Here is an 11,210-nt window from a genome sequence, read left to right on the forward strand (position 1 = left end):
GAAATTAATCTCTAGGGGAGAAAAGAAAGGATTCAAAATAATATGAAAAAACTGTTTCAAAGCGTTCTGGTGATGTTATGCTTAGCGCTGACCTTAACCGGATGCGCGGGCGGCGGAACTGCTTCGCCGAAGCCGGGGAATGAAGGGCAGCCAACCGGCGAGCCGGTCCAGGGGGGAACGTATGTCATGCGCAGTCATGGCGATCCGAACTCGTTTAATCCGAATATGAAAACGGACGATCTGCAGCTGCCGGCCACGTACAACATTTTTAACCGGCTGGTGAAGATGACCGTCGACAACCATGTGGTGCCGGATCTGGCTACGGATTGGGAGTTCAGCGAGGATGGAATGGAGCTGACCTTTAATCTGCGTGAAAATGTAAAATGGCATGACGGCGAGCCGTTTACCTCCAACGATGTCGTCTGGACCTTTACCAAGGTTCTGGAGGAAGGCTATCAATCCAATACGTTAAATATGATCGATTCCGTCACCGCTGACGGTGATTATAAAGCAGTTTTCCATCTGAAGCAGCCGGATGCTTCCGTTGTCAGCGTATTGAGCTGGCTGGGGACCTGGATCATGCCGGCGCATTTGTATGAAGGTACGGACTGGACGCAGAATGAACACAACATGCATCCAATCGGCACCGGCCCGTTTAAATTTGTAAAATACACGCCGGGCGTTTCCATCGAAATGGAGCGCAACGAAGACTATTAGGATGGTGCGCCGTATTTAGACAAGCTGATCATCTCGATCATCCCGGACGCGTCGACAGCGTACCAGTCGTATCTTAACGGCGAGGTCGACGACATGCAGAGCGGCGTTCCGACGTCCGATCTGCAGGAACTGATCGACGATCCTGAGCATTACAATGTTTATCAGTATGTTTCCAGTTCCCGGACGTAGCTCTCGTTCAATATCGGTGAAGATAATCCGTTCCATGACGTGCGCGTGCGTCAGGCTGTGGATTTAGCGGTCGACCGCCAGGCTGTGCTGGACAAGGCGGCCAAAGGCTTCGGCGCGGTATCCGAATATTACATCTCGCCGATGTATCCGTGGGCATTGAATGAAGACGCCAAGATTCCGTCCCGCGATGTGGAAGCGGCCCGCAAGCTGATTGAGGATGCCGGTTATACCGCGGATGCCAACGGAATTTACTTCAGCTGTGAGCTGACGACGTTTGACTCCGGCGATTTCAAGGATTCCGCGATCGTCATTCAGGACAGCCTGAAGCAGGTCGGGATCGACGTGAAGCTGAACGTTCTGGAAATGGGTGCGTGGATGACCAAGGTCATCGACGATTACAACTTTGACATCGCCTTATGCTCCGGCGGTCAGGGCCCGGATGTTTCCGCGATCCGCAACCGCGTGCACAGCGAAGGCTCGCTGAATCTGACGAAGTATAACAATCCGGCGCTGGATGAAGCGCTGAACGAAGGCGTCAAGGTGTTCTCGGAAGAAGAACGCGCGCCGTATTACAAAGAAGCCCAGCAGATCATGCACGACGATGTGCCGATCGTGATCCTGAAGGACTTCACCGCGGTTTACCCAGTGAAGAGCTATATTCACAACAGTCCGTTTGAGCCGGAGATGGCCAGCTTGTACGGTACGTATGAAATGGCGAAGGTCTGGATGGATCCACAATAAACCAAACGATAAAAAGAACAGGCAAATCCCTATCGATTTGCCTGTTTCCTGGGTTATCGGGAAGAAAAATAAAAAAGGAGAATTGAACATGGCTGATTTTATTCAAAAACTGATTGACAACATTCCGGATTATCAACAATTTCTGACTGTGGATGAGATGGATGAAAACTCTAAACGGCTGGCGGCGGAATTTCCAGGAATTGTCGAGATTTTCGAAGCTGGAAAATCCCGTAAGGGACATCCGATTTACTGTCTGAAGATCGGCCAGGGAAGCCGCAACGCTTTGATGTTCGGCTGTCCGCATCCGAACGAACCGATGGGCGCGATGCTGCTGGAATACTTCTCACGCGCGCTGGCTGAAAACGAAGATCTGCGCAAGGAGCTGGATTATACCTGGTATTTGATCAAGAGCATCGATCTTGACGGTACGCAGCTCAACGAAGGCTGGTTCAAGGGACCGATCACGCTGACCAACTTCACCCGCCATTATTTCCGTCCGGCCGGGTATGAACAGGTCGAATGGAATTTCCCGTTCCACTATAAAAACTATACCTATGATACGCCGATTCCGGAGACCGTCTGTTTGATGAATCTGATCGACAAGATCCAGCCGCAGTTTATGTATTCACTGCATAACGCCGGCTTTGGGGGCACCTACTGGTATCTGACCCGGGAAATCCCGGAATTGTGGGACAAGTTCTACGCTGCCACGGCGAAGCAGAATATTCCTCTGCATCTGGGCGAGCCGGAAGTGAACTACATCACGCCGTTCTCGCAGGCGATCTATCCGATGATCAGCTCCAAGGATACCTATGATTACAACGAAAAATACGGCACGGTTGCTCCGGAGAAGCTGATGTCAACCGGCACCAGCAGCGCCGACTACGCCAGTCAGCAGGGCTATGATACGACGACGCTGGTCACGGAACTGCCGTATTTCTACGAGCCGCGCATCCAGAGCGATAAGCTGATGGATTTCTCACGCCGCGAAGCCGCGCTCAAAGGCCGTGAAATCCTGCATGAAAACCGCAAGGCTGTCAAAGCCCGCTACGATCAAATCGCCGATCTGATCAGCGGCGACAACAGCTTCGCCAAGATGGTCAGCAACGGCTATGAGCATTTTGAGGAAGACTACCGTCAGGAATGTGATTTCATTCGTCAGGATCCGAATTACGACGATCCATGTAAGGAATCGGAAGCGTTTGACAATCTGGAGATCCCGAAGTACCGCGTCCTGCTGCAGTGGACGCTCTTAATCCGCGCCTGCGAGCATGAGCTGGCGAAGAACCCAAGTCCGGAAGCCGCAGAACGGCTGCAGCGCATTCATGACGAGGGTGAAAAGGAATTTGCCAAGCGGGCGGAAATCGCGGAAAAAGAACTGCATTATCAGGTTATCCCAATCCGCAAGCTGATCGCCGTGCAGCTGGAAAGCGGCATGCTGGTGGCGGATTATCTGCAAAAACATCGTTAACTGTCGAAGCAAGGAAGTTGATCTTCCTTGTTTTCATTTCTTACATTGTTCAATGAATAATTTCATGAATTTTACCGAAAATTTTAAAATTTCACATTTTCAATTATCACAAATCCTTCACATTTCACTAAAAATCGTTTATCATTAGACTAACGATTGCTTCAAACACAATCGATAGAGGAGGAAAGAATACATGAAAAAACTTCTAAAAGTTTTAGTTGTGTGTCTGGCCATGGCGATGATGCTTGCAGGCTGCGGTAATGGCGGCAATGGCGGCACGTCCAATGAAGGCGGACAGACAGACGGCGAAAACAGCGGAATTCCTACGGATCAGACATTGATCATGGTCACATCACAGGATCCGCAGAGCTTCAACCCGGACTTCAAGTCCGATGACGGCGCTTGGCCGATCAACCAGAATATTTTTAACCGTCTGGTGAAATTGGGCAGCAATACAAAAATCAACTTGGACTTGGCTGAATCCTATGAGTTCAGCGAAGACGGTATGCAGCTGACATTCCACCTGCATGATGGCGTTAAGTGGCATGACGGCGAGCCGTTTACCTCGGCTGACGTTAAGTGGACTTACGATACCGCAATCGCTGAAAAGTGGGCGAAAGCTGACAACCTGTCCAACATTGAAAGCATTGAATGCCCGGATGACAACACGGTTGTCATGAACCTGAAAACACCGGACGTTTCAATCATCGCGAAGCTGGCCTGGTACGGCACGTTCATTATGCCGAAGCATCTGTATGAAGGCACCGATACGGCGACTAACCCATACAACCAGAATCCAGTCGGAACCGGCCCGTTCAAATTTGTTGAATACAAAGCTGGTCAGTATGTAACGTTGGAACGCAACGAAGATTTCTGGGGTGATAAGGCGATTGCCAAGACGCTGAAATTCGCAATCATTTCTGACGACAATACGTTGTGGGAAGCCTTCATGAACGGTGAAGTTGACGATCTTTGCAGTATGATCCCAGCTGCTCATGCGAATGATCTGGATGGCAATGATAACTATACATTCTATTCAGAAATGGGCATTAACCGGACTTACATCACATTCAACCTGAAAGACGAACGCTTCCAGGATCAGCGTGTTCGTGAAGCTTTCGCTTTAGCGATTGATAACCAGGGCTGCTGGGATAGAACTGCGGGCGGCAATGGCGAACCTTCTGAATACATGATTTCACATGCTTTCACGAAGTACTTGGATGAAGATTCCAAACTTCCTAAGAGAAATGTAGAAGAAGCTATGAAGCTGTTGGAAGAAGCGGGTTATACGAAAGATGCTGACGGCTATTATATGCATGTAACATTAGACGCTTTCGAAAGCGGCAACTGGAAAGATCTGGCTGCGATTATCCAGCAGAATGTTAAAGAAGCCGGCATCGATCTGAAGATCAACATGATGGAAATGGCGGCTTGGCAGGATAAGGTTCAGGTTAACCGCGACTTTGAAATCACAATGTTAGCGGGCTATCAGGGACCGGATATTTCGGGTGTTTCCGGACGTGTTCAGACAGGTACTTCGATGAATATGGCTGGCTATTCCAATCCGGAACTGGATGCTTTATTAGACAAGGGTGTTACGCTGTCGAACGAAGAAGAAAGAATCGAATGCTACAAGGAAATCCAGAAGATCATGCGTGCTGACCTGCCGATCATCCCAATTATCGACAACGGCTACAAATATGCGATCAAGAAGGAAATGAAGGGTATGCCAATGGAACTGGATGATAAGACAGCTTCTTCGGAATACACCTACACATACCGCGCTGAATAATTCATATTAGATTCTTAAAGACATGCTCATAAGGGGCGTGTCTTTTTCTTATGGTCATTTTTAAGCTTTTGTCCGCATAATGAAAACAGCTTTCATGAAAATTATATATTTCTTACAAAATGGGATTGAATAATTTTTCAAGACCCTGTATCATACACTTATGTGAATGGGAGGGATTCTATTGGAAAGTGATAATGCACCGTAGTTTTTCATTTAGAAAGGGAAAGGAAATTAAAAATGAGAAAAAGCGTTAAGATTTTAGCAGCCTTGCTCAGCGCTGCGCTCTTGCTGACAGGATGCCAGGGCGGCGGCGATAAACCGACGTCGACGACAGATTCAGGGACAGATAAAACGGAAACGATCGGCACGTTCATTACCGCTGTGCAGGGAGATCCGTCCAGTTTTAATCCAGACATGAAATCGGATGATTATTTATGGCCGATGGCTCAGAACTTATTCAACCGTTTGTATAAGTTGGCGCCGGGCGATGTTCCAATTCCGGATCTGGCAACCTCTTACGAATGGAGCGACGACAACATGACGCTGACATTCCATCTGCGCGACGGCGTAAAATGGCATGACGGCGAACCGTTAACGTCTAAAGACGTTAAATGGACCTACGATACAATTATTGAAAATAAATGGGCAAAGTCCGATACCTTTGTCAATGTTGATACAATCGAAGCTCCAGATGACCTGACGGTCGTCTTCAATATGAAGAACCCAGATGCCGGACTTGTTCCTCTGTTAGCCTGGTATGCAACATTCATTCTGCCGGAACATATCTGGAATGATCCTGCTTATCCGGATTTCGCGAAGAATCCAGCGATGCAGAAACCAATCGGTTCCGGACCGTTTAAATTTGTTGAATACAAAAGCGGACAGAGTGTAACATTGGAACGTAATGAAGATTTCTTTGGCGGTGCACCGGAAATCGAACGTCTGATCTATCAAATCATGCCGGATTTGAATACGACGCTGGAAGCGTTTAAAAATGGTGAAATCGACTATATTACAAGCTTGCCAACGGCGAATCTGCACGATTTCGACAACGATCCGAATTATGAAGTCTTCTCCTTCCTGAGCATTAACAGAACATATCTGACATTCAATATGGAGAAGGAACCGTTCAACAATCCGAAGCTGCGTCAGGCTGTCGCGTATGCGGTTGACCGCCAGGCGATCGTTGACCGGATGGGCAACGGCGTCAGCGCTTTGCCGGAATATTTCATTTCTCCGCTGTTTAAAGATTATCTGAATGATGATTACAAACTGCCGGAACGCGATATCGCGAAAGCACAGGCTTTGATGGAAGAATGCGGATTGAAGAAAAACGCGGAGGGTTATTATCTGACAGTCACCTTAGATGCTTTTGAAAATGGCAACTTCAAGGATGTCGCGGCGATTGTTCAGTCCAGCTTGAAGGAAGCCGGCATTAAGGTTGATCTGAATTTGATGGAATATGCGGCCTGGACGGATCAGGTCAAAGAAGGCCGTAAGTTTAATATGACAATGCTCGCAGGCTATCAGGGCCCGGATATCTCAGGCATCTATATGCGCGTCGGGATCAATGGATCGAACAACTTTACCGGTTATGCCAGCGATATCATGGAAGCCGCGCTGGAAAAAGGCGCTCAGAACTCGGATCCGGCGATTCGTAAGGAAGCCTATGACGAAGTTCAGCGTCTGATGAGCGAGGATATGCCAATGGTGCTGCTGATTGACAACGGACAGGTTATTCCGGTTAAATCTAAATTTGACGGTACGCCATATCAGGTTCCAGATAAGGCGGCAACGAGCGAATTTACGTATGTGACTCTGAAAAAATAAGAAATGTCCGAAAGCGGAGTGTTTTTACGGAAATACTCCGCCTTTTATTGCTTTAATTTTCGCTCATTCCTGCTATAATGAGAATAAGAAAGAAGAGGGAATCTTATGAAGAAATTTCTCAAACTGCTTGCGGTAGGTTTAGTTGCGGCTTTGACGTTGACGGCTTGCGGCGGCAAGAATGACGACAACGCTGGCGAACCGACTCCCGAAGTGTCCAACGATACGTTGGTTGCCATTGTTTCAAATGATCCGTCAAGCTTTCATCCTGATTTTAAGTCAGATGATAATGCTTGGGGACCAAACCAGAACATCTTCAACCGTTTGGTTAAATTGAATGCCTATGATCAGGTTATTCCGGATCTGGCGGAAACCTGGGAATGGAATGACGACAGCACCCAGGTTACATTTCACTTGCATGAAGGTGTAAAGTGGCATGACGGAGAACCGTTTACCTCAGCAGACGTCAAATGGACTTACGATACGCTGATGGCAGAAAAATGGAATAAGAGCGATAGTTTTGCTTCTGTTGAATCCATTGAATGTCCGGACGACAATACGGTTGTGATGAATCTGAAATATCCAGATGTTTCGCTGATCGCAAAACTTTCCTGGTATGGTACATTTGTTATGCCGAAGCATTTGTATGAAGGCACCGATACGGCGACGAACGAATACAATATGAAGCCGGTTGGAACTGGACCATTCAAATTTGTTGAATTCCAGAAAGGTGTCCAGATTGTATTGGAAAGAAATGAAGATTACTGGGGCGATAAAGCGAAGGTAGCGAAGGTCATTTACTCGATTATTCCGGATGCGACGACCGCGCTGCAGGCGTTTATTTCGGGTGAGGTTGATTACTACACCGCGATTCCAACACAGAATGCAAATGATTTTGACAATGATCCAAATTACGAGGTATATCCGGTTGTCGGAATGAATCGTTCCTATGTAACGGTCAACATGACAAACGATAAATTCAAGGATCCGCGAGTTCGTCAGGCAATCGCTTATGGCATTGATCGTCAGATGATCTGGGATCGCTGCGCAGGTGGAACTGGCGCTGTGGCGTCGACATTCATCGCTCCGAATACGGGTTTTGCGGATGAAAAATATCAGATGCCGGAACGTGATGTAGCGAAGGCTCAGCAGCTTCTTGAAGAAGCTGGATTGAAGAAAGATGCGAATGGAATTTATTTCTCCACAGAAATGAAATTCTTTGACAGCAGTTATTTCAAAGATGCAGCGACGATTATTCAGAGTAACTTAAAAGAAGTCGGCATTGACGTTAAATTAACGATGCTGGAATATGCGGCTTGGGGTGATACTGTAAAACTGAATCATGATTTTGAGATGACAATGGCTGCGGGCTATCAGGGACCAGATGTTTCTGGTATTTCCGGCCGTGTTGGTACTGGGACATCCATGAATTTCATGGGCTATTCTAATCCTGAACTGGACGCGTTGCTTGAAAAGGGTGTTCAGGTTTCCGATGAAACGGAAAGAAAAGCTGTTTACAGCGAAGTTCAGCGAATCATGAGTGAAGAAATGCCGATCATTCTGTTTATGGATAACGGTGCGAAAGTACCGGTCAAGAAGATTTTGAAAGGCACTCCATATCAGGAACCAACAAAAGCTGCTTCCAATGAATTAACTTACGTTGAATTTGTAAAAGAATAATGAGAGAAAGTCACGGTAGTCAGAAATGAAAACCGCGGCTTTTTTTGTATGTGAAAGTTCATTTTAAACTCAAGGATTTGAATGCTGTGAAAATATTTACGATCTTAATTATGAAAATTATACAAAGAATGAAAGAAATGGTAAAGTTTATCTTGACGACTTTCTTTTCAGCGTGTAAACTCAAACTATATTCTTCCAATGGGAAAGGAAGATGCAAGGAGGGAAAGATATGAAAAAGTTATCAAAACTGCTGGCAGCCTTATTAATTGCGTGTTTGATGCTGGCAGGCTGCGGTACGGATGAAAAGAAAACCGACAAGGATGGGACAGCGGGAGACGCACCGGCACAGGATGTTTTAATCTATGCGGTTAACGGGGATCCTCAAAGCTTTAACCCCGATATGAAGTCGGATGACTATGCATATCAGATCAATCAGAACATTTATAATCGTTTAGTTAAGCTGAACGCAAACGACCAGATTTTACCGGATCTGGCAAAGAGCTGGGAATTTTCCGAGGATGGCCTGACTCTGACTTTCCACTTACAGGAAGGCGTCAAGTGGCATGACGGCGAGCCGTTTACTTCTGAGGATGTTAAATGGACATTTGAGACCATGAAAGAGTATTCTTGGACTAAATCAGACTCACTGGCGGCAGTGACTTCCATTGAATGCCCGGATGAGAATACGGTTGTGCTGAATCTGAGTCAGCGCGACGTCGGGATTGTGCCGAAGCTGGGCTGGTATGCGACGTTCATTATGCCTGAGCATATCTGGAATGATCCGGCCTATTCTGATTTTGTTTCCAATCCGGCGACATGGAATCCGGTGGGGACAGGACCGTATAAATTTGAAAAATATGATGCAGGCGTTGGTACCACGCTGGTTCGCAACGAAGACTTCTTCGGAACCAAAGCGACGATTGAAAAGCTGATTTTCCAGGTTATTCCGGATCAGACGACTGCTTACCAGTCTTTCTTAAACGGCGAAGTTGATTATCTGGGTGTGACAGTTCCGACAGCGAATAAGCATGAGCTGGATAATGATTCGAATTATAAGCATTTCCATTATCTGTCGATCAACAGAACATATATCACCTTCAACATGGAAACCAGCATCTTCAAGGATGTTCGCCTGCGCCAGGCTGTTGCGATGGGTGTTGACCGCCAGGGGATTTACGACCGGGTTGCCAATGGAACCGGCGCGTTAGCTGAATACTTTATCTCGCCGTTATGGGAAGGCAAGTATCTGGATAAACAGTACACCATGCCGGCCCGCGATGTAGAAGCGGCGAAGAAGCTGATCGAAGAAGCCGGTTATACATTACGCGACGACGGGTTCTATTTCGATATGACGATGGATATCTTTGAAAGCGGAAACTTCAAAGATATCGCGCAGATCGTGAAAGAAAACCTGAAGGATATCGGGATTAACGTCACGCTGAATATCATGGAAATGGCGGCATGGCAAGATAAAGTCATCACCAATTCCAACTTTGATATGACGATGCTGGCAGGCTATCAGGGACCGGATGTTTCCGGTGTTGCCGGACGCGTCGCTTCCAATGGCGGAACCAACGTCGGATTGTATAACAATCCGGAAATGGATGCCGCGCTGCAGGCTGGCGTTGAAACTGACGACGATGCAGAACGGGCGAAGGCTTACAGTGAGGTTCAGCGGTTGATGAGTGAAGATATGCCGATGGTCTTCCTGTTTGAAAACGGCGATTGTCTGCCGGTTGCGGCCAATCTTGACGGTACGCCGAGAGATGTTCCGGAATTGGCTGGGGCTGCGGAATTCACATACGCGAATTACAAATAAGTCTAAATTCAGAAAGCCGTCGGTTGACGGCTTTCTTTTGAAAGGAGCGGGAATCAGCGAATGAAAATGGAAACCGACAGAATCAGGTTACGACCTTGGGATAGGAAGGATCTGGAGGATCTTTACGCTTTCGCAAGGAATCCGGCCGTGGGGCCGCAGGCCGGTTGGCGGCCGCATCAAAGTAAAGAAGAAAGCAGTCAGATCTTAAGCCGGATGATAACAACTCCCGACGCGTTTGCGGTTGTGCTGAAATCCACGATGCGAGTCGTCGGGATGATCAGTGCCGGTATTGATACTTCGCGGCGTAACCTGGCGGCGAAGACGATCGGCTGCGCACTGGATGAAGCTTATTGGAATCAGGGCATCATGACGGAAGCCGTCGGTCTGATGATCCGGCATCTGTTTGACGATCCGGGAACGGAATTGATCGCGATGGATCATTTCGTAGAGAACCGGGGTTCGCGGCGAGTGATCGAAAAGAACGGCTTTCATTATGAGGGAACAATCCGGCAGAAAGTCCGGTTGTATACCGGGGAAGTCAAGGACTGCCGTTGTTATTCGTTAACCCGGACTGAATTTGAGATGCGGAATGCTTCATCATGATGAACAGAATTTGCGATTAAAAAATGAATCCGGTCAGTCGGATTCATTTTCAGTCTGAATGGATAATTTTATCTTCTTCGGCGCGCTTTCTTTACGGTACTTGTGAAACTGAGTCAGGAAAATCACGGGGAAGACGACGGCCGAAGCGGCGACCACAGACATTAAGCCGATCATCATCGACTGGTAAACGGTTTCCATTGGGGATTGCTTCATGGATTTCACACTCCTTATACTTCCTATTATAGCCTGATCGACGGTCAAATAGAAGACGACAAAACGGGTGAAATGGATAAGAGGCTGTGACAGATAAGGGATAGAAAAAAATAAAAAAATGCGTAACTTCGAGAGAAGAAAGCGCATTTTTTTAGTAT

General features: G+C 47.3%; 9 protein-coding genes. 8 read left to right on the top strand and 1 reads right to left on the bottom strand.

The window, feature by feature from the left end; genetic code table 11:
* Window positions 1–42: 42 nt before the first annotated feature.
* The 8 genes from DWY25_RS17925 to DWY25_RS05300 all read left to right on the top strand — a co-directional run bounded on the left by DWY25_RS17925 (window position 43) and on the right by DWY25_RS05300 (window position 10,839).
* Window positions 43–717 carry an ABC transporter substrate-binding protein gene (locus tag DWY25_RS17925; protein ID WP_244925932.1) on the top strand — a complete coding sequence of 225 codons (675 nt, stop codon included), beginning with the start codon at window positions 43–45 and terminating at the stop codon, window positions 715–717.
* Between the two features lie 201 nt (window positions 718–918).
* A complete protein-coding gene (locus DWY25_RS17930) occupies window positions 919–1,647 on the top strand; it encodes an ABC transporter substrate-binding protein (protein ID WP_261795719.1) in 729 nt (242 codons plus the stop codon).
* An 88-nt stretch (window positions 1,648–1,735) separates the two neighbouring features.
* Window positions 1,736–3,118: a M14 family zinc carboxypeptidase gene (locus DWY25_RS05275; protein WP_117894367.1), complete on the top strand. Its 1,383-nt coding sequence runs from the start codon at window positions 1,736–1,738 to the stop codon at window positions 3,116–3,118.
* Between the two features lie 193 nt (window positions 3,119–3,311).
* The gene (locus tag DWY25_RS05280) at window positions 3,312–4,910 is read left to right on the top strand and encodes an ABC transporter substrate-binding protein (protein ID WP_117894368.1); all 1,599 of its coding nucleotides are present in this window, start codon (window positions 3,312–3,314) and stop codon (window positions 4,908–4,910) included.
* A gap of 237 nt (window positions 4,911–5,147) precedes the next feature.
* The gene (locus DWY25_RS05285; RefSeq protein WP_117894369.1) at window positions 5,148–6,740 is read left to right on the top strand and encodes an ABC transporter substrate-binding protein; all 1,593 of its coding nucleotides are present in this window, start codon (window positions 5,148–5,150) and stop codon (window positions 6,738–6,740) included.
* Window positions 6,741–6,845: 105 nt separating this feature from the next.
* Window positions 6,846–8,417: an ABC transporter substrate-binding protein gene (locus DWY25_RS05290; RefSeq protein ID WP_117894370.1), complete on the top strand. Its 1,572-nt coding sequence runs from the start codon at window positions 6,846–6,848 to the stop codon at window positions 8,415–8,417.
* Window positions 8,418–8,646: 229 nt separating this feature from the next.
* Complete coding sequence (locus DWY25_RS05295; protein WP_117894371.1) at window positions 8,647–10,236, top strand: ABC transporter substrate-binding protein; 1,590 nt, start codon at window positions 8,647–8,649, stop codon at window positions 10,234–10,236.
* A 60-nt stretch (window positions 10,237–10,296) separates the two neighbouring features.
* Window positions 10,297–10,839 carry a GNAT family N-acetyltransferase gene (locus DWY25_RS05300; RefSeq protein WP_117894372.1) on the top strand — a complete coding sequence of 181 codons (543 nt, stop codon included), beginning with the start codon at window positions 10,297–10,299 and terminating at the stop codon, window positions 10,837–10,839.
* A gap of 33 nt (window positions 10,840–10,872) precedes the next feature.
* Here the strand turns inward: DWY25_RS05300 and DWY25_RS17605 are convergent, their stop codons facing one another.
* Window positions 10,873–11,052 carry a hypothetical protein gene (locus DWY25_RS17605; RefSeq protein ID WP_147336664.1) on the bottom strand — a complete coding sequence of 60 codons (180 nt, stop codon included), beginning with the start codon at window positions 11,050–11,052 and terminating at the stop codon, window positions 10,873–10,875.
* Between the last annotated feature and the right edge of the window lie 158 nt (window positions 11,053–11,210).

The organism is Holdemania filiformis (assembly GCF_003459085.1).
GTDB classification, from domain to species: domain Bacteria; phylum Bacillota_I; class Bacilli_A; order Erysipelotrichales; family Erysipelotrichaceae; genus Holdemania; species Holdemania filiformis.

Bases quoted from the DNA above. Each gene is read 5' to 3' on its own strand.
- DWY25_RS17605 (WP_147336664.1), bottom strand. From the start codon at position 11,052: ATGAAGCAATCCCCAATGGAAACCGTTTACCAGTCGATGATGATCGGC.
- DWY25_RS05275 (WP_117894367.1), top strand. From the start codon at position 1,736: ATGGCTGATTTTATTCAAAAACTGATTGACAACATTCCGGATTATCAA.
- DWY25_RS05295 (WP_117894371.1), top strand. From the start codon at position 8,647: ATGAAAAAGTTATCAAAACTGCTGGCAGCCTTATTAATTGCGTGTTTG.
- DWY25_RS05300 (WP_117894372.1), top strand. From the start codon at position 10,297: ATGAAAATGGAAACCGACAGAATCAGGTTACGACCTTGGGATAGGAAG.
- DWY25_RS17925 (WP_244925932.1), top strand. From the start codon at position 43: ATGAAAAAACTGTTTCAAAGCGTTCTGGTGATGTTATGCTTAGCGCTG.
- DWY25_RS05280 (WP_117894368.1), top strand. From the start codon at position 3,312: ATGAAAAAACTTCTAAAAGTTTTAGTTGTGTGTCTGGCCATGGCGATG.
- DWY25_RS05285 (WP_117894369.1), top strand. From the start codon at position 5,148: ATGAGAAAAAGCGTTAAGATTTTAGCAGCCTTGCTCAGCGCTGCGCTC.
- DWY25_RS05290 (WP_117894370.1), top strand. From the start codon at position 6,846: ATGAAGAAATTTCTCAAACTGCTTGCGGTAGGTTTAGTTGCGGCTTTG.